This window comes from Demequina lutea (assembly GCF_013409005.1).
GTDB lineage: Bacteria > Actinomycetota > Actinomycetes > Actinomycetales > Demequinaceae > Demequina > Demequina lutea.
Window position 1 is genome coordinate 1,878,333 of record NZ_JACBZO010000001.1, and the last position, 25,576, is coordinate 1,903,908.

Annotated in this window: 25 protein-coding genes; 11 read left to right on the forward strand and 14 right to left on the reverse strand. The window is 66.0% G+C overall.

The window, feature by feature from the left end:
- The first annotated feature begins 315 nt into the window (after positions 1 to 315).
- The 3 genes from BKA03_RS09130 to BKA03_RS09140 all read left to right on the forward strand — a co-directional run bounded on the left by BKA03_RS09130 (position 316) and on the right by BKA03_RS09140 (position 3,267).
- A complete protein-coding gene (locus BKA03_RS09130) occupies positions 316 to 1,398 on the forward strand; it encodes a DUF222 domain-containing protein (RefSeq protein WP_179398071.1) in 1,083 nt (360 codons plus the stop codon).
- Between the two features lie 40 nt (positions 1,399 to 1,438).
- Positions 1,439 to 2,791: an IS256 family transposase gene (locus BKA03_RS09135; RefSeq protein ID WP_179398184.1), complete on the forward strand. Its 1,353-nt coding sequence runs from the start codon at positions 1,439 to 1,441 to the stop codon at positions 2,789 to 2,791.
- A 143-nt stretch (positions 2,792 to 2,934) separates the two neighbouring features.
- Positions 2,935 to 3,267 (forward strand): HNH endonuclease, encoded by a 333-nt coding sequence (locus tag BKA03_RS09140; protein WP_373366741.1) that lies wholly within the window; start codon positions 2,935 to 2,937, stop codon positions 3,265 to 3,267.
- A 159-nt stretch (positions 3,268 to 3,426) separates the two neighbouring features.
- On the opposite strand, the gene BKA03_RS09145 is transcribed toward BKA03_RS09140, so the two are convergent.
- The 5 genes from BKA03_RS09145 to infC form a co-directional block, all read right to left on the reverse strand.
- Entirely contained in the window at positions 3,427 to 3,897 is a 471-nt protein-coding gene (locus tag BKA03_RS09145) for a hypothetical protein (protein ID WP_062076234.1), read from the reverse strand.
- A 53-nt stretch (positions 3,898 to 3,950) separates the two neighbouring features.
- Positions 3,951 to 4,787: a TrmH family RNA methyltransferase gene (locus BKA03_RS09150; RefSeq protein WP_062076233.1), complete on the reverse strand. Its 837-nt coding sequence runs from the start codon at positions 4,785 to 4,787 to the stop codon at positions 3,951 to 3,953.
- Positions 4,788 to 4,811: 24 nt separating this feature from the next.
- Entirely contained in the window at positions 4,812 to 5,192 is a 381-nt protein-coding gene (rplT, locus tag BKA03_RS09155) for a 50S ribosomal protein L20 (protein WP_062076232.1), read from the reverse strand.
- A gap of 25 nt (positions 5,193 to 5,217) precedes the next feature.
- Positions 5,218 to 5,412 (reverse strand): 50S ribosomal protein L35, encoded by a 195-nt coding sequence (gene rpmI, locus BKA03_RS09160; RefSeq protein ID WP_062076231.1) that lies wholly within the window; start codon positions 5,410 to 5,412, stop codon positions 5,218 to 5,220.
- A 93-nt stretch (positions 5,413 to 5,505) separates the two neighbouring features.
- Complete coding sequence (infC, locus tag BKA03_RS15560) at positions 5,506 to 6,660, reverse strand: translation initiation factor IF-3 (protein WP_083972116.1); 1,155 nt, start codon at positions 6,658 to 6,660, stop codon at positions 5,506 to 5,508.
- Positions 6,661 to 6,771: 111 nt separating this feature from the next.
- Between infC and BKA03_RS09170 the strand changes: the two genes are divergently transcribed.
- From BKA03_RS09170 to BKA03_RS09190, 5 genes are all read left to right on the forward strand, one after another.
- Positions 6,772 to 7,134 carry a DUF1844 domain-containing protein gene (locus BKA03_RS09170; RefSeq protein WP_062076230.1) on the forward strand — a complete coding sequence of 121 codons (363 nt, stop codon included), beginning with the start codon at positions 6,772 to 6,774 and terminating at the stop codon, positions 7,132 to 7,134.
- Positions 7,135 to 7,776, forward strand: a complete 642-nt coding sequence (locus BKA03_RS09175) for a hypothetical protein (RefSeq protein WP_062076229.1) — start codon at positions 7,135 to 7,137, stop codon at positions 7,774 to 7,776.
- Complete coding sequence (locus BKA03_RS09180) at positions 7,773 to 8,531, forward strand: S1C family serine protease (protein WP_062076228.1); 759 nt, start codon at positions 7,773 to 7,775, stop codon at positions 8,529 to 8,531. Before BKA03_RS09175 ends, BKA03_RS09180 begins: the two co-directional genes overlap by 4 nt.
- A gap of 116 nt (positions 8,532 to 8,647) precedes the next feature.
- Positions 8,648 to 9,280 (forward strand): hypothetical protein, encoded by a 633-nt coding sequence (locus tag BKA03_RS09185; protein WP_062076227.1) that lies wholly within the window; start codon positions 8,648 to 8,650, stop codon positions 9,278 to 9,280.
- Positions 9,277 to 9,993 carry a S1 family peptidase gene (locus BKA03_RS09190; protein ID WP_062076226.1) on the forward strand — a complete coding sequence of 239 codons (717 nt, stop codon included), beginning with the start codon at positions 9,277 to 9,279 and terminating at the stop codon, positions 9,991 to 9,993. The genes BKA03_RS09185 and BKA03_RS09190 overlap by 4 nt, the downstream gene beginning before the upstream one ends.
- 7 nt (positions 9,994 to 10,000) lie before the next feature.
- Here BKA03_RS09190 and BKA03_RS09195 read toward each other — a convergent pair whose 3' ends face one another.
- The 8 genes from BKA03_RS09195 to hisD all read right to left on the reverse strand — a co-directional run bounded on the left by BKA03_RS09195 (position 10,001) and on the right by hisD (position 16,807).
- Complete coding sequence (locus BKA03_RS09195) at positions 10,001 to 10,744, reverse strand: SseB family protein (protein WP_062076225.1); 744 nt, start codon at positions 10,742 to 10,744, stop codon at positions 10,001 to 10,003.
- 29 nt (positions 10,745 to 10,773) lie between these two features.
- Positions 10,774 to 11,382 (reverse strand): hypothetical protein, encoded by a 609-nt coding sequence (locus tag BKA03_RS09200; RefSeq protein ID WP_062076224.1) that lies wholly within the window; start codon positions 11,380 to 11,382, stop codon positions 10,774 to 10,776.
- A 115-nt stretch (positions 11,383 to 11,497) separates the two neighbouring features.
- Entirely contained in the window at positions 11,498 to 12,235 is a 738-nt protein-coding gene (gene priA, locus BKA03_RS09205) for a bifunctional 1-(5-phosphoribosyl)-5-((5-phosphoribosylamino)methylideneamino)imidazole-4-carboxamide isomerase/phosphoribosylanthranilate isomerase PriA (RefSeq protein WP_062076223.1), read from the reverse strand.
- 358 nt (positions 12,236 to 12,593) lie between these two features.
- A complete protein-coding gene (hisH, locus tag BKA03_RS09210; RefSeq protein ID WP_062076222.1) occupies positions 12,594 to 13,241 on the reverse strand; it encodes an imidazole glycerol phosphate synthase subunit HisH in 648 nt (215 codons plus the stop codon).
- Between the two features lie 9 nt (positions 13,242 to 13,250).
- Complete coding sequence (locus tag BKA03_RS09215) at positions 13,251 to 13,724, reverse strand: hypothetical protein (RefSeq protein WP_062076221.1); 474 nt, start codon at positions 13,722 to 13,724, stop codon at positions 13,251 to 13,253.
- A 13-nt stretch (positions 13,725 to 13,737) separates the two neighbouring features.
- Positions 13,738 to 14,352 carry an imidazoleglycerol-phosphate dehydratase HisB gene (hisB, locus tag BKA03_RS09220; RefSeq protein WP_062076220.1) on the reverse strand — a complete coding sequence of 205 codons (615 nt, stop codon included), beginning with the start codon at positions 14,350 to 14,352 and terminating at the stop codon, positions 13,738 to 13,740.
- Positions 14,349 to 15,476 (reverse strand): histidinol-phosphate transaminase, encoded by a 1,128-nt coding sequence (locus tag BKA03_RS09225; RefSeq protein ID WP_373366742.1) that lies wholly within the window; start codon positions 15,474 to 15,476, stop codon positions 14,349 to 14,351. Before BKA03_RS09225 ends, hisB begins: the two co-directional genes overlap by 4 nt.
- Positions 15,477 to 15,478: 2 nt before the next feature.
- On the reverse strand, positions 15,479 to 16,807 hold the full coding sequence (gene hisD / locus BKA03_RS09230) for a histidinol dehydrogenase (RefSeq protein WP_062076218.1): 1,329 nt from the start codon (positions 16,805 to 16,807) through the stop codon (positions 15,479 to 15,481).
- Between the two features lie 128 nt (positions 16,808 to 16,935).
- Between hisD and BKA03_RS09235 the strand changes: the two genes are divergently transcribed.
- The 3 genes from BKA03_RS09235 (at position 16,936) to BKA03_RS09245 (ending at position 21,894) form a co-directional block, all read left to right on the forward strand.
- On the forward strand, positions 16,936 to 18,324 hold the full coding sequence (locus BKA03_RS09235) for a bifunctional glycosyltransferase family 2/GtrA family protein (protein ID WP_179398072.1): 1,389 nt from the start codon (positions 16,936 to 16,938) through the stop codon (positions 18,322 to 18,324).
- 56 nt (positions 18,325 to 18,380) lie between these two features.
- Positions 18,381 to 20,285, forward strand: a complete 1,905-nt coding sequence (locus BKA03_RS09240) for an ArnT family glycosyltransferase (RefSeq protein ID WP_238579477.1) — start codon at positions 18,381 to 18,383, stop codon at positions 20,283 to 20,285.
- 136 nt (positions 20,286 to 20,421) lie between these two features.
- Positions 20,422 to 21,894 carry a nitronate monooxygenase gene (locus BKA03_RS09245; RefSeq protein WP_062076138.1) on the forward strand — a complete coding sequence of 491 codons (1,473 nt, stop codon included), beginning with the start codon at positions 20,422 to 20,424 and terminating at the stop codon, positions 21,892 to 21,894.
- On the opposite strand, the gene dnaE is transcribed toward BKA03_RS09245, so the two are convergent.
- Positions 21,891 to 25,430 carry a DNA polymerase III subunit alpha gene (gene dnaE, locus BKA03_RS09250; protein WP_062076137.1) on the reverse strand — a complete coding sequence of 1,180 codons (3,540 nt, stop codon included), beginning with the start codon at positions 25,428 to 25,430 and terminating at the stop codon, positions 21,891 to 21,893. The genes BKA03_RS09245 and dnaE overlap by 4 nt on opposite strands.
- Positions 25,431 to 25,576: the final 146 nt, after the last annotated feature.

Consider the following 25,576-nt stretch of genomic DNA (forward strand, 5'->3'; position numbering starts at 1 on the left):
GCCCGGCGGTCCTCGCCGGGCCTAGTTAAACGAGCGGGCCGTGGTCACGGCACTTACTTTAGCGCGGGGCAATCGTCGAGCCCGCCCAACGCATCGCCCGCACGTGGCGGCTTGATCTGTACCGGTTTTGGGCGGGTCTGCTTGCGTGGTGGCTTGATCTGTACCGGTTTTGGGCTTGTCCTGTTGCGTGGTGGCTTGATCTGTACCGTTCGGGGCGGGCTATCGCCTGTCGTGCCCAGGATGTGTGTTGGTGGTGTCTCCACAGGGTGTTGTGCCTGGTAGGTGGTTGTCTGACCCTGCTGGTTGACTGTTGTTATGGCCATCGACGCGGCGGAGATTGCCAGGGTGAGTGCCTTGGTGAGTGTGCTCGCGCGCCGTGACGTGTCGGACCTTCCGGATGCTGCTTTCTTGGAGGCGCACGATGCTTTTGGACGGCTCGAGCGGTTGGTTGGGACGTGGGGGGCGCGTTTCGCGGGTGATGTCGCGCGCAGGTCCGCCCCCGACCTGCCAGGTGGTGGTTTGGCACGAAGGCAGGGTTTTGGTTCCGCGGGGGCGATGGTTGCCCGGGTGACGGGTGGGACGACCGCGGGTGCGATGCGCTCCATTGAGGCAGGGCTCGCGCTCATGCCGGCGGTGGTGTTGGTTGCGTCGCCCGATGGGTCCTTACCCACCCAGTCCACCACCCCACCTGCGCCCCGCTATCCCGCGGTGGCACAGGCCGCCCACGCGGGTGATCTGGCCGTTGATGCGGCGGGGTTGATCACCGCAGGGCTGGAGACCCTTGCGGAACGGGTGCCGAGTGAACGGTTGCAGGAGTTGGAGCGTCGCCTGGTGGACCGGGCGGTGCATTTGGCGGTGCATGAGGTGCGGCGCCTGGTCGCCCACGCGGTGGCACGCGCTGACCTTGCCGGCCACGAGGAACGTGAGAGACGCCAACACGCGGAACGGTTCGTGGCGTGGAAGGAAGACCACACCGGGATGGTCACCTTCACCGGCAAACTCGACGCCGTCACAGCAGCACCCATTCGTACCGTGATCGAACAAATCGTCACCCATCAGTTCCGTGCCAGGCGTGACCAAGACCCCACTGAACGTGATCAAAGAACTGTGGGTCAGATGCGGGCCGATGCCTTGTTTGAGGTCTGTCGGCACGCGTTGGGCTGCAAGGAAACGGACCGGTCGGGGATCCGCACCACCATCATCGTGCGGATGAGCCTGCGCGACCGCGACACGGGGACCGGTTTGGGCAGTATTGACGGCACCAACCAACCCGTCTCAGTAGGTCAACTGCGCCGTCTCGCGGGGGATGCGGGCATCATTGCCGAAGTGTTGGGCGGCGAGAGTGAGGTACTCGACCTGGGCCGCAGAGTCAGGGAGGGTGTCAGATGGTTTGTGTAAGGGGTGGGGTTTCTGACTGAAAGTGGAGACACTGATGACCATGATTGATAAGCAGGCGCGTGAGGAACGCGGTCGGGCTCAACGGGAGGGTGTCCAGGCGCTTGAAGCCTCTGGTGCTCTCGATGACCTCTACGCGAAGATCGATGCGGGCGAGGTCCAATTCGACGGTAGGGATGGCCTGATCCAACAGTTGATACGGGCGGGCTTGGAACGCGGGTTGCAGGCCGAACTGACTGAGCACGTCGGCTATGACAGGGGCGACCCGGATGCGTGGTTGCATTCCAACTCACGCAACGGCAGCTTTGCGAAGACCGTCGCGACCAGTGTCGGTGATGTCGATCTGGCGATCCCCAGGGACCGGGACGGGTCGTTTACCCCGGTGTTGGTCCCCAAGGGCTCCAGGCGGCTTGGTGGCCTTGATGACATGATCATCTCCCTCTACGCAGGCGGGATGACTGTTCGCGATATTGAGCACCACCTCGTGTCCACGATCGGCACCGAACTCAGCCGGGAGACGATCAGCAAGATCACCGATGAGGTCCTCGACGAAGTCCTCGCATGGCAGCAGCGACCGCTCGAGGCGTTCTACCCGGTGATCTACCTGGACGCCTTGGTGGTCAAGGTCCGTGATGGTGCCCACGTGCGCAACAAGGCCGCACACATTGCGGTCGGTGTTGACCTGGACGGCATCAAGCACGTATTAGGGATCTGGATCCAGGCCACCGAGGGAGCGAAGTTTTGGGCCGGTGTGTGCGCCCAGCTGGCCAACCGTGGAATCCAGGACGTGCTCATCGTGTGTTGTGACGGGCTGACTGGCTTCCCCGAAGCGATCGAAGCGACCTGGCCGCAGTCGACGGTTCAAACCTGTGTGGTGCACCTGATCCGCTCCGCGATGAGGTTCGTGAACTACAAGTCCCGCAAAGCCGTCGCTGCCGCGCTCAAGCCCATCTACCAGGCCGCAGACGAAGACGCCGCCCTGGCCGCGCTGACCGAGTTCGCGGCCTCCGACCTGGGCATCGCGAACCCGAACACGGTGCGAGTGTTCGAGGACGCCTGGGACAGGTTCACCCCGTTCCTGGCGTTCCCACCCATGCTAAGGCGGGTGATCTACACGACCAACGCGATCGAGTCGCTCAACTACCAGTTACGCAAAATCATCAAGAACCGAGGCCACTTCCCCTCCGATGACGCCGTCGTGAAGCTACTTTGGCTCGCGATCTGCAACATCGAAGACAAGCGGGCCCGCGACCGAGCCAAGGAACGCGGACGGGCGCCAGGCGTCAAACGCAACGCCGAAGGCCGCCTCGTCGAAGGCCAGATCACCACGAACTGGAAGCAAGCCCTCTCACAACTCGCGATCGCCTACCCCGACCGCATCCAGCCCTACCTCTAAAAACCGAACCGCACCCGCTTACACAAACAACTTGACAGGCTCGAGTCAGGCTCTTCACACCGGCACAAAGACTCGCGTTACTCGAACGCGACGGCGGTTGCGCCAAATGTCATGCCCCACCCGAACACTGCGAAGCCCACCACATCCACTGGTGGGAAAGAGGCGGTCCCACAGACCTTGCCAACGGGGTAATGCTTTGCACCAGATGCCACCACGACATCCACCGCCAAGGCTGGAACATTCAAGTGGAACACGGGCGCGTCAACTTCATCCCCCCGCCCGAGATTGATCCCGCGCGACGCGCCAGACCAGGAGGACTCGCCGCCATCAACATCGGCAACCTCGCCGGTGGGGGCGACCTGAGCAACATGAGCATCCCAAGCAACCCAAGCAACCCAAGCAACCCAAGCAACCCGGGCGTCACGGAAGAACTCTGCCCACCCCCCGACAACCCCGCCCGGAACAAAGCCGCCTAGCCACGCACCGCGACCCGCCCCGCCCCCACGCGCGGGTGGCGCTGGGCAAGGCGACGGCAAAACTCAGTGGCAACGGCAACGGCAACGGCGCCGCGGAGCCGAGCACCCGGGGTTCACCGAGCGAAGTTCACCGACCGAAGTTCACCGCAACCGACTCGCCTAGTGCTTGGGACCGACCATGCTGGCAAGAGCGATCCATGCGATCGAAGCCGCGATCGTATTGATGATCGGAATCGCGACACGTAGCGCGCGCGGCATGAGCGGATTCTTGACGATCGGGATGCCCATCATGAACAGTGCGAGCGAAATCGGCACCAGGAATACCGACACCACCATCAGCAGGAACGGGGCGAACATCGCGATCTTCTCCGGCAAACGCACGTGCGCGCCGAGTTGAAGTGCCGTGTCGCCATTCCAGGTGAAGCGCTGGAATCCTGGAAGGAAGCCCTTCACCAGAAGCTTGGTCTCGCCGCCCTTTTTGAGCGGAATCGACCACCCGCCACGTTGCGGGCGTGCCCGCTCTCCGTCGATTTGAACTCTGGCAATGATGCCAAGGGCACCGGTCACCTCGACCTTGCCTTTGGCACCTACGAGGTCCAGTGGGATGATGCTGCGCGCGGAATCGGTCACGGCGACGAGGCTACCAGGGCGTAGATGTCGCCTAAGTTTCGCGGAGTGACGAGCTAGAGGCGCTGGGCGAAGGCCGACCAGTAAAGGCATACGGCAACGGCGGTACCGAGGTTGAGGCTCTCGGCCTCACCAAAAATGGGAATACGAACCACGCGGTCCGCCATTGCGAGCTCATCCGCCGAGAGCCCCCACGCCTCATTGCCAAACACCCAAGCGGTGGGCGAGGCACCCTCGAGCGCGCCGGGAACGCCCAGCTCCACGTCGCCAGACACATCGGCAGCGAGCACGGTAAGACCCGCCTCACGCGCGCTGTCTGTGGCGTCGGCGAGCGCGGCGACCTTCATCACGGACACATGGAAGAGCGATCCCGCGCTCGCGCGAATCACCTTGGGGTTGGCGGGATCGACGCACTCCCCCGCGAGAACCACGGTGGCGACACCTGCGGCATCGGCGGCGCGAATCGCCGCACCGGCGTTGCCGGGATCGCGCGCGTTGCTCAGGATCGCGACCAAACGGTCTCCTCGCACAACGGGTTCACCGACGATCGCGGCGAGCCCCGCGACGGCGACGATGCCTTGAGCGTCGGCTGATAGGGCGTGCGCCACCTCGTCGGTGACCGGGTGTACGGCGAGCCCCTTCTCGAGGGCCGACTCCGCAATCGCCCACAACGGCCCACGCGTGGCGAGGGCCGACTCGGAGACGTACACGTCGCTCACGTGCTCGGCGCGATGCGCCACCAACTCCCGCACCGCCTGGGGGCCTTCGACAATCATCTGCGACGCCCTGCGGCGTGCAGAACGCCCCGCTAGGGCAGCCACTTGCTTCACACGGTCCGCTCGCGGGTTCGCGAGCACCGCGGAAAGGTGGCGCCCTGCGGGGCGTTCTGTCATCGCTGAGATGTGACGACGGCGATGTTACGCAACCGGCGCGTTGACGTCGGCAGGCAGTGCCTTCTTGGCCAACTCGACGATCTGCTTGAAAGCAGGAGCGTCGTTGACGGCCATGTCGGCAAGCATGCGACGGTCGACCTCAATGCCAGCCAGGTTCATGCCCTGGATGAAACGGTTGTAGGTCATGCCGTTTTCGCGGACCGCAGCGTTAATACGCTGGATCCACAGCTTGCGGAACTCGCCCTTGCGGGCGCGACGGTCCCGGTAGGCGTACATCAAGGAGTGGGTGACCTGCTCCTTCGCCTTCGTGTACAAACGTGAGCGCTGGCCACGGTAGCCGGACGCGCGCTCGAGGGTAGTACGGCGCTTCTTCTGGGCGTTAACAGCCCGCTTGACGCGTGCCATGGGGTTACTCCTTCAGTCTTTCGGGCTACTTGCCCAGCAGCTTCTTGATCTTCTTGGCATCGGCACCGGGCAGGATGCCGTCGATGGCAACGCGACGCTTGCGCGACGACGTCTTCTCTTCGAACTTGTGCACGTTCATTGCCGAAGCGTGCTTCACCTTGCCGGTTCCTGTCAGCGTAAAACGCTTCTTGGCACCCGAGTGGGTCTTGTTCTTGGGCACTTTGCCCTCCTTCACTTCACGTCTGGCCGAGCCATGCGACTCGGCACACACTTCCCCGGACTGGCGCCCGGACATCTATGGGATCGGTGGCTGTTACGCCTCCGTGTCTGCCTTACTTGCCGGCTTACTCACCGGCTTACTCGCCGGCTTAGGTGCCGGCTTGGGTGCGGCCTTTGGAACCGGCTTGGGTACTGGCTTCTTGGCCGGCGCGGCCTTCTTGACCTCGACCACCTCAGCCTCGACAACCTCAGCCGCTGCCACCTCAGCCTCGACAACCGGTGCCGCTTCGGGCTCCGACTCGACGACCGGGGCGACTTCAGCCTCAACCGCTTCGGCCTCCGACTCGACGACCGGGGCGACTTCAGCCTCAACCGCTTCAGCCTCAACCGCTTCAGCCTCAACCACTTCAGCCTCAACCGCTTCGGCCTCGACGGCCGCAGCCTTCGCCTCTTCGGCCGCAGCTACTTCAACCTCGAACGCTTCGGCAGCTGCCGCGTCGGCCGCGACCTCGTCGACCTTGGTCGGACGCTTCTTCACGGGCGCAGCTGCTTCGGGAGCAACGCCACCCTCGCGCTCGATCCTCGCCGCGTCGTCTGCCGTCTTCTTGGCCTCGCGAGCCTTGCGCTGCTCTTCCTTGGCTTCCGCCTTCTTCTTGACGGGTCCGAGGACGAGCGACATGTTGCGGCCCTCTTGGCTCGGCATGTTCTCGACTATGGCGAACTCGGTGACCTGCTCCGCAAGCTTGAGGAGCAGACGCCTACCCATTTCTGGACGGGACTGCTCACGACCGCGGAACATGATGGTGACCTTGACCTTGTCGCCGCCCTTAAGGAAGCGAATGACATGGCCCTTTTTCGTCTCGTAGTCGTGCTCGTCGATCTTGAGACGGAAACGCATCTCCTTGATCTCCGTGTTGGCCTGGTTACGACGCGCCTCGCGCGCCTTCACCGCAGCTTCGTACTTGAACTTGCCGTAGTCCATGAGTTTGACAACGGGGGGACGCGAATTCGCCGCGACCTCGACCAGGTCGAGGTCGGACTCCTGAGCAAGCCGCAGCGCATCCTCAATCCTGACGATGCCTACTTGCTCGCCCTGAGGGCCTACTAGTCGGACCTCAGGAACTCGAATGCGTTCGTTGATGCGGGGCTCGTTGATAATTCGCTCCTTCGTTGTCGAAAATGTGCCAGGGCAAAGAAAAAGGCCCCTGCCGATCACGCGCAGAGGCCACCCAGGTACGAGCAAACGCATGGCGTTCGCCCAGACCAAAACCCCGGTCCATGTGCTGGTCCAAGGGTGGGAAGTGACTCCACTTGCGAGCCGCAGAAAGCCCACGGCCGGTCGGCGTACAAGAATAGCACCATGACGCCCTCAACGACCAGCCCCGAGTCCCAAGACCCCAGCACCACCCTCGCGCGCGACATTGCGGACGTGAGCGCGGTGGAACTCATCACCACCGTCAGTGTGCACCTCATGTCGGCCGCCGCGCTCCGATGCGGCCTCGCGGAGGAGGGAGAGGACCTCAAGGACCTGGACGAGGCCCGCACCCTCATCACGGCGCTTGCCGCCTTGGTAACAGGTGCGGCGCCCGATTTGGGCGACACCCACGCCCGAGCGCTGCGCGACGGACTCCGAAGCGTACAGTTGGCCTTTCGAGAGGCATCCGTGGTGCCTGACGCACCTGGGGAGGGGCCCGGAGAGAAGTACACCGGAGCAGTGAGTTAAATGACGACCACACCACCAAACGGGCCCTTCAATGTGCACCGCGTCGCGGCCAACGAAGAGACCACCGTCCTGACGCCCGTCACCGAGGGTAGCACCGCACTCGACCGCATACCGGTGTCGCGGCAGCGGTTGTGGATCGCCGTCACGGCCGTAGGGGTCATCCTCCTTGCCGTGGCCATCGGCCTCATCGTCCACCTGCGCAACGTGTCTCTCAAATGGGAGCAGCAGGTCACGGAAGTCAAGGCCCAGAATTACGACCTCGGGCAGCGCGTCGCCAGTGAGCAGGCCCAGGTGGTCAACCTTCACGGTGAGAACGACCAGCTCGCGAGCCAGCTCAAGACGGTTCAGCAGAAGGTCCTCGACCTCGGTGCCAGCGCGGCCCAGCAGGGCGACAACGTCCAGTTTTACGCGAGGCAAATCGACCAGCTCACCACCACGTTGTCCACCGCGAAGGGCGTCGCCAACGCCCTCGATCGGTGCATCGAAGGAAAGACTCAACTCATCGGCTACCTGAAGGACGCTGCCAGCGCCACTCCTACCTACGACCCCGCCCAAATCACCGACTTCGAGGCGAGCCTCAAGATCAAGTGCGACAACGCGGTCACCTCCAACGTTCAGCTCCAGCAAGTTCTCACCCCATGAGGTTTTCGTATCGCGTTCTCGCCCTGGCGGCAACGGCGGCACTCGTCGCTGCGTGTGGAGTACTTCCCGCCAGTCCGAGCCCTCTCCCGAGCGACTACGTGCCGGCGACCCCGTCGGAGGTCGCCGCACCCCAAGGAAATCTCTCCCCCGACGGCTTCTCAGCGGCCCAACGCATGACAGTGCGAGTCCGCAACGTGGGATGCGACTCGCCCAACACGGGCACCGCGTTTGTCATCAAGACGGGCACGGGTTTTGCGGTAGACGCCCACACCCTCGTCACCAACAGGCACGTGATTGAGGGCTCCAAGGAACTCCAGGTGACCACCTACGACGGCCGCACGATTGCCGTGACGGCGGCCTCCGCCACTGCGGTGGCAGACCTCGCGATCATCACCACCGAACAGTCGATCGGCGGCTTCGCCGTGCTCGCCCAATCCGACCCCGTGGAGGGCGACGCGATCACGGTCATCGGCTATCCCCTCGGCGGAAAACCCACAACCGTGACCGGCGTGGTGCTCGGGAGTGTTGCGGACCCGCTCGGCGCGTCGCTCGGCACCGTCATGGTGACGACGGCGCCGGTGGAGCCAGGCTCGAGCGGCTCCCCTGTGCTCAACGAGAAGGGTGAAGTGGTGGGCGTCATTTACGCGAAGAACGAGTCCAACCAGTCATTCATGGTGCCCGTCTCCTTGCTGCGTACGCTGATCGCCGAGGACCAACTGCTGGTCCCCCAGGCAAACAACTGCGGGAAAGCCTAAGCGCATTGCACGCGCGCGGATCCGTCGATGGCTTCCTCCGACGGGTTGTGGGCACCTCTCGCTCGGGCAGCGTCCTGCCACTCCGGTAGGGTCCTGAGGCGAGGAACAGGAGAATCATGAGCGAGGATTCCGCCGCCGTGCCGGCACCAGTGTCATCACCCGAGGCGGAGCCGACGTTCGCTTTGGAGGCGGGCGGCACGCCCGCGTTCGCTCCCTACACGGCCCCCTACACCGCTCACGAATCGCCCCGAGAGGCCGATGCCCTACGGCCCAAGCCGACGCGTCGGCGTCTGCGCTGGTTGTGGTGGACGGCGGGTTCGCTCGCGGTCGCCTCGCTCGCGGGCCTGTGCGTGTACTTGGCGGTGGTTGCCCATGAGTGGAGCAATCGCGTGGACGACCTCACTGCGATCTCTCAAGACCTCGGTACCCAGGTCGCGGACCAGACCGCCGCACGGAAGACCGCCGAGGCGCACGCGGCCGTGCTGCAGTCTCAACTCGACACCGCAACCACGCGGATCTCGACCCTCGCCAACGATGAGGCGAACGCCGTCGACCACGAGGCCGTCTGGATCAACCTGGTCGACTCCATGGTCACCTGCGCCGACCAGCGCCAGCGAGTGATCGACGCCTACATCCAGGGCACTGGCTTCAGGGGCCTGAGCAACGCCGGTTACGCCGCCGAGATCACCACCTATTGCAACGGCATCAAGAACGACTACACCAACTTCAAGGCGGAGATCGGCAAATGAGGCTCGCTGTTGGCGCGGGCGCGATCCTCGCAGCGGCAGCAGTTGCCGCGTGCGGCGTCATCCCCGCACCTCCAGGTCCGCTCAAGACCACATTCATTCCAGAAGCCACCCCCGTGGCCGCGACCGCCACCCCCTCATCGGACGGATTCACGACAGAGCAACACCTGGCCGTGCGAATCCGCGTCGCCACGTGCCAAGGCTGGGCCACCGGTTCGGGTTGGATCCTCAACTCGCACGAGGTGATCACGAACAGACACGTCGCGGAGGGCGCGACGCACATCGAGGTGACGACCTACGACGGCCACGACTACGTGGTCAACTCCTCGCTGATCGCCAAGACCCCCGACCTGGCACTTCTCAACCTGGACGATGTCTTTACCGAGTCGGCGACGATGGCCGAGATCGTACCCACCAACGGCGCTCCGATGACGGTTGTCGGGTACCCATTGGGCCAGGCGCTCACGGTCGCGCAGGGTCACTTCATCGGCACCGAGGTCGACTCTTTGGGCGATTCCGGTCAAAACGTGTGGCTGATTAACGCGCACATCGACCACGGAAGCTCCGGCTCCCCCGTCTACGACGCGGCCGGAAAGGTCGTCGCGATCGTCTACGCGGGCGATCCCGAGTGGGATGCCCTCGCGTGGCCGGCGTCGTCGCTCCAGGGGCTCCTGGATGACCCGACGGGCTGGACGAACAACTCCGCCGCCTGCTAGGGCGTGTCTACGCGGTCGCGAGCCTCAGCTCGAGGCTATCGACGCGATCCGCGATGACGGCCGACGCGGCGAGGGCCTCATGGACGTTCCGCACCGCATCGTCGAGCCCTGCGCGGTCGAGCCCCGGCTCGAGAGAAAGCACCACGGCCACCTCCGCCCCGCGCCCTGGCAGTGCATCCACCGCGCGCACGACGCCCGCCACCGGTATCGCGTCGGCGATAGCGTCCCTGACCTCGGCAACCACCGCGCCATCGACGACGGCGGGTCGCCACGGCTCCCCCTTGCCGAGCGCCCACACGGCGGGTCGCGGAATCAGCACGGTCTCCATCCCTGGGTTCAGGATGAGCACACTCCAGCCCTCCGCCACCGCGGCGAGCGCCGCGCGCGGCCCCTCTGCGGGAATGGGGCGGGCGTCGGCATTCCAGGCACGCATCGCATCCACGTCGGTGAAGATCGGTAGCGCCATGCGCCCGTCCGGTGCCTGCAGCGCCACCACCCCCGTCGAAGCCACGTGGTCTTGTTCCACGCCATGCTTGCCGACGACGCGCTCCTCGCCCTCGGCGACGACCGGCACCAACACGCGCGCGTAGGCAAGAGAGTCGACCACCTCCGCGAGGGGCGCCTTGCCGCGAGAGAAACGAATGAGCGACTGGGCCAGGTGGGCATCGGCGCTGCCGTCGTCGTCCGCGAAGACGGACGCGGGGATCTCCTTGAGGGGGTCGCCCTGCGCCCAGTCCTCGTGATCCGTCATGGCTCCAGCCTACTGAGCCCCGCTGACAGTCAGGCCAGACCCGCGGCGGCCTTGAGGTCATCCAGGACGCCCGTGGGCGGCCGCAGCGACCCTTGCACCAGGCGTGGGTCATCGGAGTGGCCGGCCGCGACCGTGAATGGGTCCTCGGTCAGACGCGTCCAGCGACATCCGTACTCGTCGATCGTCGCTCCCCACACCTCATCGCCCACCTGGAACGCCACGAGCCACCGTGGGCCAAGGTCGGCCGTACAGACCATGCCGTCGGGAAAGACGGTGAGGTCGTTGAGCAGGCCGGCCACGACGTCCAGCCCCGCGCCCTCAAGCCGCTTCGGTTCACCGTCGCGAGACCACACCCAGTCCGACGGATGGTTGACGGCCGTCCCAGCGTCTTTCTGTATGTACTTGCACAGCCACGCGGCCGAAGCCTTAGGAAGATCAGGCGCGTCTGTTGCGAGGTCCCAGGACTCGGTCGAGCCCTCGGGCAGCGGTGGCAACTCCTCGGGACACACCCGGGCGGGTGTCGCGAAGGTCTGAGTCGGTGCCGGCGCCTCGGAATCGCCATTGTCTCCCGTGCAACCAGCAAGTGCGAGAGCCGCCGAAGCCATGACGAATGTTGCGACCGTGCGCGCGATCCCCATGTGCCCTCCCCCATCGACGATGCGTAGATGCCGGTCTCTCACATTAACGCTCGGAGTGCTTCCCGCGTTGGGTCACGCAAGCCCTGGCTAGCGAGAATGCTGGGCAACGAAAACTCTAGGGTCGGCCCGCGACGTCGAGCGCCTGCGGCAGCGTGAAGTTCCCGTTGTACAACGCCTTGCCAACGATCGCGCCCTCGACGCCCAAGGGAGTAAGGGTGCGGATGGCCTCGATGTCGGCGAGCGAGCTCACGCCACCGGAGGCCACCACGGGCGCCTTGGTGGCCGCGCACATCTGCGCGAGCAGCTCGAGGTTGGGGCCATTGAGCATGCCGTCCTTGTTGACGTCGGTGACCACGTATCGCGAGCAGCCCGCGGCGTCGAGGCGCGCGAGCACCTCCCACAGGTCGCCGCCCTCCTTGGTCCACCCGCGAGCCGCCAGCGTCGTGCCGCGCACGTCGAGGCCCACGGCCACACGGTCGCCGTAGCGATCGATGGCCGATGCGGTCCACTCGGGGTTCTCGAGCGCGGCCGTACCCAGGTTCACGCGGGCGCAGCCCGTGGCCATGGCGCGCTCGAGGCTTTCGTCGTCGCGGATGCCGCCCGACATCTCAACCCTGACGTCCACTGCCTTGACCACCTGCGCCAGGAGCTCGGCGTTCGAGCCGCGACCGAACGCCGCGTCGAGGTCAACCAAGTGAATCCACTCGGCTCCACCCCTGACCCAGTCGAGGGCCGCGCTGAGCGGGTCGCCGTATCCCGTCTCGGAGCCGGCTGCACCCTGCGTGAGGCGCACGGCCTGCCCGTCGGCCACGTCGACGGCGGGAAGAAGCTCGAGGCGGGGCAGGTCGGTCATGTCTCTCCTTGGGCGGGGCCGGGCGGGCGCCCGGCGTCGCGGTGCGGGTGGTGCGGGTGGTGCAGGCGGTGCAGGCGGTGCGGGGCGGCACAGCGTTGATCCGCAGCGGGCTGAACTGCGTCATGCGGATCTAAGGGTACCGGCGCAGCCCATGAGTGCCGTTCCGCGCCTGGCTCGGGAGGCCTGCCGCTCGCCCTCGTCAAAAACTCACTACCAGATTGACTTGGACGAGCGCATTCAGGAGTGCGCCGGAAGGTCAACGTCGCGCCAGTAGTGAGTTATCGACGCGACGCAGATCCCGCGCCAACCGAAATCGCCCCGCGCACGCCGAGGCCACCCCGCGCCCGGAGGCATCGGCTCAGAGTGTGGCAACCCAGTTGCGCAGCAGTTGCAACCCAGCTTCACCCGACTTTTCGGGGTGGAACTGCGTGGCGCACAGGGGCCCGTTCTCGACGGCCGCGACGAAGCGGTCGGCATTGGCGCCATCCCCCGCCTCCGACCAGGTCACGAGCGGTCGCTTGAGCCTGCCCGTGTCGTCGTGTTCAAGCGGGAACTCGCGCGCGCCATACGAGTGCACAAAGTAGAAGCGCTCGTCCTCGACTCCTTTGAATAGCACTGTCTCGGCTGGTGGCGTCACCTGCGCCCAACCCATGTTGGGGATCACGGGGGCCTGCAACAGCTCGATCGTGCCGGGCCACTCGTGCAGGCCTGCCGCCTCCTCGCCGTGCTCGACGCCGCGCTCGAACATGATCTGCATCCCCACGCAGATGCCCAGCACCGGGCGGCCTCCTGCGAGGCGCCTGCCGACGATTTGGTCGCCTCGGGCGGCGCGCAGGCCCTCCATGCACGCGGCGAATGCGCCCACGCCTGGCACTACCAGTCCGTCGGCGTTCTCGGCCGTAGCGCGATCGGAGGTAAGGGTGACATCGGCGCCTACGTGCTCGAGCGCGCGCACCGCAGAGCGGACGTTGCCAAAGCCGTAGTCGAAGACGGTGACGGTGGGCATGCGGCAATTCTACGGACGCTGGCGCTTGGCTAACTTCGCCGACGCCCGCAGCAGCCGGAACGCCGCAAACCTGCCCATGTGGGCATCGAACACCTTGTCGGGGTGGGTGGCGGCGACATCATCGATCGTTTGCGCGCCGGACATGATGGTGCTGACCACTCCCGGTGCCTCGTTAAGGATCAGGCCCGGAGCCTGCGTGTCCCCGCGCTCGCCCGCGAGGTACCGCCACGCCGTAATCTGACCGTCGCGCCTCACGAGGGCGACGAGCGGCGCGTCCTTGGCAAAGTTCGAGATGATGGCGGCCGCGGCGTGAAGCGCGCGGTCCGACGGGTCGTCAAGCACCGCGAGCGTGCCCGCCGAGTTCTCGAGAACCCGGCCCTTGATGCCATTGACGCCGAACAGCGCGGCCAGCACCTTCCCATTGGGGATCGGCGTGAGCAGCGCCGCAGTAGCCGCGGACGTCGAAGGAAAGTCATCGCTCACGGCTTCTCCACTTCTACAAGGCGCCCTTCGTGGACGGAATGCCAGTGACCCGGGCATCGGGAGCTACGGCGGCCCGCAGCGCCCGCGCAAGGGCCTTGAACTGGGCCTCGACGATGTGGTGCGGATCGCGCCCCGCGAGCACCCGCATGTGCACGCAAACCCCGGCGTGGTGGGCGATCGACTCCAAGGCGTGCGCCGTAAGCGAACCCGCGAAGTTGCCCCCGATGAGGTGCGTTGCCTGGCCTGCAGGCTCGCCGGTGTGCACAAAGTAGGGACGTCCCGAGACGTCGACGACGCACTGGGCGAGGGCCTCGTCAAGCGGAACCATCGCGTCGCCAAACCGCGAGATGCCCGCCTTATCGCCGAGCGCTTGCTTGAGGGCCTCGCCGATGCAGATCGCGACGTCCTCGACCGTGTGGTGCGAATCGATGTGCACATCGCCCGTGGCCTGGACCTTGAGGTCCATGAGCGAGTGTTTGCCGAGCGCCGTGAGCATGTGGTCGTAGAACGGCACGCCCGTGCTGATCTCGGTGACTCCCGAACCGTCGAGGTCGAGTTCAACCAGGACGCTCGACTCGCTCGTGGCGCGCTCGACGCGGCCCGTGCGTCCGGTGCCGTTGCTAGTCATGAGGTGACCTCCAGGAGTGCGTTGCGGAACATCGCCATTTCCCTCGCGGTGCCGATCGTGACACGCATCCAGCCCTCCGGGCCAACGACGCGGATGAGCACTCCGCGATCGAGCAGGCCCCTGAACACGGCGTCGCGGTCCTTCAGCGGTCCAAAATAGGCGAAATTGGCGTCCGTCTCGGGCACCGTGTATCCCTGGGCGCGTAGCCAGTCGACGGTATCGTCGCGCTCGGCTCGGATCTCGTCCACCTGTGCCTGGAGCTCCAAGTGGTGAGCGAGAGCGGCGCGAGCGGCCGCCTGAGTGATCGAACTCAAGTGATACGGCAAGCGCACAACCGTCAGCGCGTTGACCACCTCTCGACTCGCCGCAAGATAGCCCAAACGCCCGCCTGCAAGGCCAAACGCCTTCGACATCGTGCGAGTGACCACCAGGTGCGGGGTCTCCGGCAAGAGCGAGGCCGCGCTCGGCACTCCCCTGCGCCGGAACTCCGCGTAAGCCTCATCGACCACGAGCACACTGCCGCCGGGCACCTCGGCGCACGCGGCCGCGAGCGCCTTGACGTCGTCCAACGCAAGGGCGGTGCCGCTTGGGTTATTCGGGCTCGCCACGATCACGAGCGTCGGCTTGTGTTCCCTGATCGCGGCGACTGACAGGTCGATATCGAGGTGGAAGTCCTCGCGGCGCGGGAGGCTCAAATACTCCGTGAGGGTGTCGCGCGCGTACTCGGGGTACATCGAATACGTGGGCGAGAACGTGAGTGTGATGCGACCCGGCCCACCGAAGGCTTGGTGCAGGTGCAGCATCACCTCGTTGGAGCCGTTGGCCGCCCAAATGTTGTGGGGCTCAAGGAAGTCAACGTGACTCTCGGCGCCCAGATAGCGAGCCAAGTCGACGCGCAAAGCCATGAAATCGCGGTCGGGATACCGGTTCAGCCCCCTGGCCGCCTTGTGCACGGCATTGGCGATCGCGTCAACAACGGCAGGCGGGGGTGAATATGGGTTCTCATTGACGTTCAGCCTGGCGGCCACCTCCTCTTGAGGTGCTCCGTACGGTGACAGTCCCTTGAGTTCTGGGCGCAGCGGCAAGGTCATGGGCGTGAGTCTACTGGCGCGCTGAGGGCCGATGCTCAGTCGCTCGTCGGACTGAGCCGCGCGGCGATCGCCTCGCCGTGGGCGGGAAGGTCCTCGGCGTTCGCGAGCGCAATTACCTTGTGGCCCACCTGGGCCAGTGCGGCCTCGTCGTACTCGATCACGGAGACCGCCCGCAGAAAGCTCGTGACGCCCAGGCCGCTCGCGAATCGCGCGGTGCCTCCCGTGGGGAGGACGTGATTGGAACCGGCCATGTAGTCGCCCAAGGGGACCGGGCTGTAGGGCCCCACGAAGATCGCTCCCGCGTTGCGAATGCGGCCCGCGACGGCTGCCGCGTCGCGGGTGTGGATCTCAAGGTGCTCGGCGCCATACGCGTCGGCCACCCTGATGGACTGCTCCAGATTGTCGGTGAGGATGATCGCGCTCTGGACTCCGCCGAGGGCCTCCTTGGCTCGCACGTCGTGTTTGGTCACCCCCACGATGCTCGCGAGCCTTTCGCCCACCGCTTCGGCCAGTTCTGCGCTGTCGGTGATGAGGACCGAGCCCGCCATAGGGTCGTGCTCCGCTTGGCTGAGGAGGTCATACGCGATGAAGCCCGGGTTTGCGGAATCGTCCGCGATGACGGCGATCTCCGTCGGACCCGCTTCCGAGTCGATCCCCACGGTGCCATTGACCGCGCGCTTCGCGGCGGCCACATAGACGTTTCCCGGCCCGGTGATCACGTCAACCGGATCGCACAGCACAGAGCCGTCCGTGCGGGTCGCCCCATACGCGAGCATGCCGATCGCCTGAGCCCCGCCGACCGCGTAGACCTCGGTCACCCCGAGCAGCGCGCACGCCGCGAGGATCGAGGGGTGCGGGGCGCCTGCGAAGGCCTTCTGTGGCGGCGTCGTGACCGCGATTTCGGTCACGCCCGCGGCCTGTGCGGCCACCACGTTCATGACCACCGAACTGGGGTAGACGGCCAGCCCTCCCGGCACGTAGAGCCCCACACGCGCCACGGGCACCCAGCGCTGGCTCACGCGCGCACCCGGCGCAAGGTCGACGCTGACGGCAGGAGGCACCGTGGCCTCGTGGAACTGGCGCACCCGGCGGATGGCCTCTTCCAGGCTCTCCCGCACCGCGGGGTCGAGCGTCGCCAGCGCGGACTCGATGTCGGCGGGCGCGATTCGCAGGTTCGCTGGCGATCCGCTGTCAAAGCGGTCGCCGTACTCACGGAGCGCGACCTCTCCCCTGGCGCGCACATCGGCCAGAATGGGGCGCACGGTTTCGAGCGCGGCATCGATGTCTATCTCGGCGCGCGGCACCACCTCCAGGAGCTGCCTGGTGGACAGGTTCTGACCTCGAATATCGATGCGCCTCAACACGCCCGCCAGCCTACCGGCGACAGCCGCTCGTCCCCGTCCTTGAGCGCGCCACCGGTACGCATCGGCCACTGAGCAAACTCCCAGGATGCTCTGACGGAGTTCACAGCGACCCTGCAAAGACTGTTCGCATGGCCGAAGCAAAGTACGGCGCGCCCTCCGGCGCATTCCAACCTCACGACGAGGTGCACGGCCTGCGTGCATCAGCGGGTCCGGTTCTTGATTTGGTGATCCCTGTTTTCAATGAGGTGGCGGGGCTTGAGGCTTCGGTTCGGGCTGTGTGTGCCTATCTCGAGGACACGTTGCCGTTCACGTGGCGGGTGACGATCGCCGATAACGCGTCGACGGATGGCACCCATGCGGTTGCCGGGCGTCTTGCCGCCGAGCTGCCGCAGGTTCGGGTGGTCCGCCTTGAGGCGAAGGGTCGCGGTCGGGCCCTCAGCACGGTGTGGTCTACGTCGGATGCCCAGGTGTTGGCGTATTGCGACGTGGACCTCTCGACCAACCTGTCCGCACTGCTGCCCCTCGTGGCCCCGCTTGTTTCTGGCCACTCCCATGTGGCGATCGGCACACGTCTGGCACGCTCCTCCCGGGTGGTGCGCGGGCCCAAGCGCGAATTCATCTCCCGCTCCTACAACCTCCTGTTGCGCACCTCGCTTGCCGCACGGTTCTCCGACGCACAATGCGGGTTCAAGGCCATCCGTGCCGATGTGGCCCGCGAGTTACTCCCGCTCGTCCAGGACACCGGATGGTTCTTCGACACCGAACTCCTGGTGCTGGCCGAGCGGGCCGGGCTGCGCATCCACGAGGTCCCCGTCGACTGGGTCGACGACCCCGACTCGCGCGTCGACATCGTCGCCACCGCCATGGCGGACCTCAAGGGTGTTATTCGCGTGGGCCGCGAACTGATGAGCGGAGCGCTGCCGCTTCGCGAAATCGGTCAACACCTGCCGCTCGTCGGAGACTCGCAAACACGCATCGTCCAAGGCGTCGTCGTGCCTCCCGACGCGCCCCCACAAACCGCGCTGTTGCACCAGCTCGTACGGTTCGCGGTCGTCGGCATCGCCTCAACCCTCGCGTTCGCGTTGCTCTTCCTCCTGCTGCGCGGCCCCATGGGCGCTCAGGCGGCGAATTTCAGCGCGCTCCTGCTGACCGCGATTGCGAACACGGCCGCGAACAGGCGAGTGACGTTCGGGTTCCGCGGTTCGACAAACGCGGCCCGCCATCAAGGCCAAGGCCTGCTCGTGTTCTTCTTCGGCTGGGCACTCACCTCCGGCTCCCTCGCACTTCTCACTGCAACGGCACCCACGGCACCCCACTCCGTTGAACTCGCCGTCCTCGTCATCGCCAACCTCGCAGCGACCGTGCTGCGCTTCGTCCTCCTGAGGCGTTGGGTCTTCCGCCCCCGCCCAGCGGCCACCCCCACCGGCGCCCGCGCCACCCTTGAACCGACCGGCGCGCGCGCCGAGACTCACCTCACCGAAGGAGCACTCCGATTACTGCTACCCCCCGCGCCGTAGCCCTCGAAGGCGAAGCGCCGTCGCCGGTCCTACGCGTGGAGTCCTCGGCTCCCGCCGTGCCCGATGTGCCGGCGGTGCCGGCGGTGCCGCCCGCCGAGATCATCGACGAGAGGTTCAGCCCCTCTCCGAGGAAGCGCTGGGAGCGTCCGGCCCTTTTTGTTCTGCTGGTCGTGACCGGCGCGTTGTACCTGTGGGAATTGTCCGCGTCAGGCTGGGCCAACTGGTTCTACGCTGCCGCCGTGCAGGCCGGGTCGGTGAGTTGGAAGGCCTTCCTCTTCGGCGCATCGGACGCGGGGGCGTCGATCACTGTTGACAAACCTCCCGCGTCCTTGTGGGTCATGGCGCTGTCCGCTCGGGTGTTCGGGCTCAACTCCTGGTCGATGCTCGTGCCTCAAGCCCTGATGGGCGTGGCCACCGTCGGGCTCGTGTACGCCTCGGTGCGCCGCTACTTCAGCGCACAAGCCGGGCTCATCGCAGGTGCCGTGCTGGCCCTCACGCCGGTCGCGGCACTGATGTTCCGCTTCAACAACCCCGACGCGCTCCTCGTGCTACTGCTCACGGGCGCCGTCGTCGCGACCCTGCGAGCCGTCGAGAACGGACGCACCCGCTGGATGGTGCTCGCGGGCGTTCTCGTCGGGCTCGGTTTCCTCACCAAGCAACTTCAAGCCGTCCTCGTGCTTCCCGGGATCGCGGCCGTCTACCTCATCGCCGCGCCCGTGTCGCTATGGCGGCGCCTTCGCGACGGCCTCATCGCCGTCGTCGCGATGATCGTTTCCGCAGGTTGGTGGGTTGCGATTGTCGAACTCACCCCAGCCGCGAACCGTCCCTACGTCGGCAGCTCGACCGACAACTCCTTCCTCAACCTCACCTTCGGATACAACGGCCTCAGCCGCATCCTCGGCCACTCGGCGCCCACCACTCACACAGGTACCGCGCTCGGCGGGGCCGCCTCGGAAAACTCAGGTGGCCACCCAGGCGGCGCAGTGTCGCACTTCAACGCCGGCTTGCTGCGGATGTTCGCGGGTGACTTCGGCGGCCACATCGCGTGGCTCATCCCTGCCGCACTGCTCCTCGGACTCGCTGGCCTGCTGATCGTCGGGCGCGCGAAGCGCACCGACGTTCGCCGCGCCGCCCTGTTGATCTGGGGTGCGACGCTCCTGGTCACCGGCCTCACGTTCTCCCTAATGAACGGCATGGCCCACGAGTACTACACGGTCGCCCTCGCGCCATCGATCGGCGCCCTTGTTGGCATCGGCGGTTGGCTCGTGTGGACGCGTCGCACCGAGCGCTGGGCCATGCCCGTGCTCGCGGCGGTTTCTCTCGTCACGACCGGCTGGGCATTCGTGGTCCTGGGAAGGTCCCCTGAATGGAACCCCTGGTTGCCCTGGGTCGTGCTCGTGGTGGGTCTCGTCGCCGCGGCGGGCCTCATGTTGGGCCGACGCTTGGGAACGAAAGTTCTCCGCACGGGCGTCGTGCTCGCCATGGTCGCAGCCCTCGCGGGACCCACGGCCTGGACCGTGCAGACGGTCGTCACGCCCCACGAGGGCGGAGGAGTGAAAACCGGGCCCGCGGTCGTGGGCGGCACCTCGCGTGGTCCCGGCGCCTTCCACGGCTTGACTGGGAGCGACGTGGTGATCGCGCTCCTCTTGAAGGACGCGGCCTCCTACACGTGGGTCGCCGCCACAGGCTCGGAAACCGCTGCGACCTACCAATTGCTCACCGACAAGTCGGTCATGCCGATCGGCGGATTCAGCGGTGGTGACCCCTCCCCGACGCTGGCACAGTTCCAGGCGTATGTAGCGGATGGCAAGATCCATTACTACATCGTCGGCAGGTCCGGTTCTGGTGGCCGAGGCGGCAAACGGGTTTTCGCGTCAATCGAGACCTGGGTACGCCACAACTTCTCCGCACAGACCGTCGACGGTGTGACGATGTACGACCTCACCAAGCCGACCGGTTGATCAACCCGTGGCCGCTCGGCCTCCCCCGTAAGAGTGACGAGCCGCACGCCCTCCCCCGCAAGAGTGACGGGACGTACGCCCTCCCTACCTACGGTTGCGTAGGTTACCCTAACCAAAAGGATTGGAGAGGCTCGCCATGACGATCAGCACCGCAGCATCACAGCAAGCCGACTCCGTGGAGAGTCGCAAGCTTCCACGCATCATCCAGGGCGGCATGGGCGCAGCCGTGTCCTCGTGGCGGCTCGCCTCGCAGGTCGCCCAGGCCGGGCAGTTGGGCGTCGTGTCAGGCATCGGCCTCGACATGGTGCTCGCACGCAGGCTCCAGGATGGCGACAAGGGCGGTCACATGCGTCGCGCACTCGCGGCGTTCCCCGTGCCCTCCATGGCCGCCCGTGCCGTCGAGGAATACTTCCTGCCCGACGGCCGCACTTCCGGCGAGCCATACGCCGCCGTTCCCAAGCTTGTCGTCGCGCAGGAACGGCCGTCCCAAGAACTCGCGGTACTTGGCAACTTCGTCGAGGTGTGGCTCGCGAAAGAGGGCCATTCCGGCTTGGTGGGGGTCAACTACCTCGAAAAGGTACAGATGGCCACCCCTGCGGCGGCCTATGGCGCCATGCTCGCGGGCGTCGACTACGTGGTGATGGGCGCGGGCCTCCCCCGCGAGATTCCTCGCCTGCTGAACCAGCTCGCCACACACTCCTCGGTGAAGTTTCCGGTAGACGTGCAGGGTGCGGAGTATGGAACTTTCTCCGTCTCGCTCGACCCATCGGAACTGCTCGGCGTCACCTTGCCGCCGCTCAAGCGCCCGCTCTTCCTCGCGGTCATTTCCGCCCACGTGCTCGCCGAGTACCTCGCGCGCGATGAGGCGATTCGTCCCGACGGTTTCGTGATCGAGGGCCCGCAGGCGGGCGGCCACAACGCGCCGCCGCGTGGAAAGGTCGTCCTCGACGAGTCGGGAGAGCCTCAGTTCGGCCCTCGCGACTACGCGGACATTGCGAAGGTCGCCGCGATCGGGCTGCCGTTCTGGTTGGCAGGCTCCTATGGCACCCCCGAGGGACTCGTTGCCGCGCAGGCGGCGGGTGCCGCCGGCGTTCAAGTCGGAACCCTCTTCGCCCTGAGCCACGACGCGAACTTCGAGCCCGCCATTCGCGACGCCCTCGTTGCCGGGGTGGCGGACGGAACGCTGCGGGTGACCACCGACCTGCGCGCCTCACCCACCGGCTTCCCCTTCAAGGTGGTCGAGTTGGCGGGCTCCCTGACGGATCCCGGCGCGGTCGAGGAGCGCCCCCGCCTGTGCGACCTCGGTTTTCTGGGCGTTCCCTACGTGCGCGACAACGACGCCGTGGGCTACCGGTGCCCGGCCGAGCCGGTCAGACCCTTCGCACGCAAGGGCGGCGGCGCGGATGACACCGCCGGTCGCCTGTGCCTGTGCAACGCCCTCATGGCCAACGTCGGCCTCGGGCAGACGCGCGCCACAGGCTATGTCGAGAAGCCCCTCATCACGCTCGGAGCCAACCTCGACGGGCCTCGGCGCCTCGCCGCGCTCCACCCGGGCGGCTGGACCGCCCGCCAAGCCCTCGACTGGTTGCTCGCGCCCAGCGACAACTAGCTCGACAGGCAGTTGGGGCCGAGCGCGGCCTTCAGGTCGCCGTAGAGCGCCGATGTCTTGGCAACCCTAAACTCGTTGCCGAGCCGCATCGTGAGCGGCTTCTCCCCACCCGTGAGCACCATCCGAACCTCCACGGGGCCAGGGTGCGAGCGCAAGATGGCCTTCACCTCGTCGACCAAAGGAGGCGTGACGCGCGCAGCGGGCACGGTGATCGCCACCGGCGTGTTGTCTTGCGCGGTGATGTTGGGCATGCGGAGCTCCACCGCAGAGAATTGCATACCGCCGTCGCCACGCTCACGCGCACGCACCTTGATGGTCACCACGGCGTCGTCCACTAGGTCGCGGGCGTAGGTGTCGTACGTCTTGGCAAAGAACGAGACCTCGACCTCGCCCGTCATGTCCTCGAGAACCACGAGCGCGTAGGCGTTGCCGGAGCGCGCAATGCGCCGATCCACGCGAGTGATGAGGCCCGCGAAGGTGATCTGCTCACCGTCTCCGACCGCACCGGGCGCCGTCGCCGACAGAATCTGGTGGCTCGCCTCGGATCGGAGCACATGGTCCAACCCCGACAAGGGGTGGTCGGAGACGTACAGGCCGAGCATCTCCCGCTCGAGGTTCAGTAGCGTCTTCTTGTCCCATTCGGGGATGTCGGGCACCTCGACGCGCACGCCTCCGCCCAGTTCCTTGTCGTCGCCGAACAGGTCAAACTGACCGGTTGCCTCCTGGCGTTTGACTCCCACCACGGAGTCGACCGCCTGCTCGTGGATCACGGACAGCGAGCGCCGCGTGTGCCCCAGCGAGTCGAACGCCCCCGCCTTCACGAGGGAGTCGATCGTGCGCTTGTTGCACACCGAGGCGGGCACCTTATCGAGGAAGTCGGGGAACGATGCGTAGCGGCCCTTCGCCTCTCGCGCCTTCATGAGCTCTGCCACCACGTTCGCGCCCACGTTGCGCACGGCAGTCAGGCCAAAGCGAATGTCGTTCCCGACAGCAGAGAAGTTGGCCTTGGAATCGTTCACATCCGGCGGCAGCACCGTGGTGCCCATGCGGCGACATTCGGCCAGGTAGAGCGCCATCTTGTCCTTGTCGGTGCCCACCGAGGTGAGCAGAGCCGCCATGAACTCGACCGGGTAGTGCGCCTTGAGGTACGCCGTCCAGAACGACAGCACTCCGTAGGCGGCCGTGTGCGCCTTGTTGAAGGCGTAGTCGGCGAAGGGCACCAGGATGTCCCACAGCGCCTTGATAGCCGCCTCCGAGTAGCCGCGCTCTAGGGCTCCGGCCTTGAAGGGCTCATACTCCTTTGCGAGAATCTCGGGCTTCTTCTTGCCCATCGCACGACGCAACAGATCTGCCGCGCCGAGCGTGTACCCGGCGACGATCTGCGCGATGCGCTGGACCTGCTCTTGGTACACGATGAGGCCATACGTGACGTCGAGAACCTCCCGCAGCGGCTCCTCGAGCTCGGGGTGAATCGGGACGATCTGCTGGCGGCCGTTCTTGCGTTCGGCGTAGTTCAGGTGTGAGTTAGCGCCCATGGGGCCCGGACGGTACAGAGCGAGCACGGCCGAGATGTCCTCGAACGTGTCGGGGCGCATCTGTCGCAGGAGCTGGCGCATCGCCACGCCGTCGAGCTGGAAGACGCCGAGTGTGTCGCCGCGGCCCAAGAGGTCGAACGCGTCCTGGTCCTCAAGCGCGAGGTCCTCGAGCACCAGCGGCGACTTGCCATTGTCGACGATGTTGTCGAGGGCGTCGTCCAGGATCGTGAGGTTGCGCAGGCCCAAGAAGTCCATCTTGACCAGGCCGAGCGCCTCGCACGTCGGATAGTCGAACTGCGTGATCATCGCGCCGTCTTGCTCGCGCCGCATGATCGGGATGATGTCGATCAACGGATCCGACGACATGATCACACCAGCCGCGTGGACACCCCACTGGCGCTTGAGCCCCTCGAGGCCGAGCGCCATGTCGGTGACCTCGCGCGCGTCGGGGTCCGAATCGACCAAGGCGCGGAAGTCGCCGCCCTCGTTGTAGCGCTCGTGCTTCTCGTCGAAGACCGAGGCAAGTGAGAGGTCGCGCCCTTGTTGCGGCTCGGGGTACGCCTTGGTGAGCTGCTCGCCGAGCGCATAGGGCTTGCCCAGCACCCTCGCGGAGTCCTTGAGCGCTTGCTTGGCCTTGATGGTGCCGTATGTGACGATCTGGGCGACCTTGTCCTCGCCATACTTGTCCGTGACGTAGCGGATCACCTCGCCGCGACGACGCTCATCAAAGTCGATATCGAAGTCGGGCTTGGACTCGCGTTCCGGGTTCAGGAAGCGCTCGAAGTAGAGCTGGTGAACGATCGGGTCGAGATCCGTGATGCCCATCGCGTAAGCGGCCATCGAGCCTGCGCCCGAGCCACGCCCTGGCCCCACGCGAATCTTGTTGTCCTTGGACCACTTCACAAAGTCGGCAACTACCAGGAAGTATCCCGGGTAGCCCTTGTCGGCAATGACCTCAATCTCAAAGTCGGCGCGGGCCTGGACGTGCGCGGGAATCTGTTCGCCAAAACGATCGTGCAGGCCGCGTTGGACCTCCTTGACGAACCACGAGTGCTCGTCCTCGCCTGCGGGACAGGCATAACGCGGCATGTAGTCCGCCGCGGTGTTGAAGGCGACCTCGCACTGGTCCGCGATCTCAAGGGTGTTGGTGAGGGCCTCTGGGTAGTCGCCCCACAGCGCCCACATCTCCTCGGCCGTCTTGACGTAGTACCCGTCGCCGTTGAAGGCGAATCGCTTGCCGCCCTGGTCATACGTCGGCTCGTTGAGCGTGGATCCAGACTGGATGCACAGCAGCGCCTCGTGGGTGTGAGCGTCTTCCTTGGCCGCGTAGTGCAGGTCGTTCGTGGCCACGAGCGGCGCACCCAGGTCCTTCGAGATGCGCAGCAGGTCCTCGAACACGCGCTTCTCGATGTCGAGATCGTGATCCATGAGCTCGACGTAATACGAGTCCTTGCCAAAGATCTCCTGAAACTCCCCCGCCGCCTTGAGCGCGGCGTCGTACTGGCCGAGGCGGAGTCGGGTCTGCACCTCGCCAGATGGGCAGCCGGTGGTCGCGATGATTCCCTTCGAGTAGCGCTGCAGAAGGTCGCGGTCCATGCGTGGCTTGAAGTATTGGCCCTCAAGGCTCGCGTATGAGGCCAAACGGAACAGGTTGTGCATCCCTGCGGTGTCTCGCGCCCACATCGTCGCGTGCGTATACGCGCCCCCCGAGCTCACGTCGTCGCCAGCCTGACCCTCTTGGCCCCACTTGACGCGCGAGCGATCCGAGCGCGCGGTGCCGGGAGTGAGGTAGGCCTCTAGGCCGATGATCGGCTTGACGCCCGCCTTGGTGGCCTGGGACCAGAACTCGTAGGCACCAAAGAGGTAGCCGTGATCGGTGGTCGCCATGGCCTTTTGGCCGAGCTCGTTTGCCCGCTTCATGAGGTCGCCGATGCGGGCCGCGCCGTCGAGCATCGAGTATTCCGTGTGCACGTGGAGGTGAACGAAATCGCGCGACGGCATGGAGACGATTCTAGGCGCGTGCCCGGACACCGCGGTCCGCCGACTCGCGTCCCTGACCACTAGCCACCGCGGTTTCGCGACGGCCGTTTCCGGCGCCCCCGCACCGTCCTTGACACCCGCCCGGCGGCCAGCGACGCCGTGTCGGC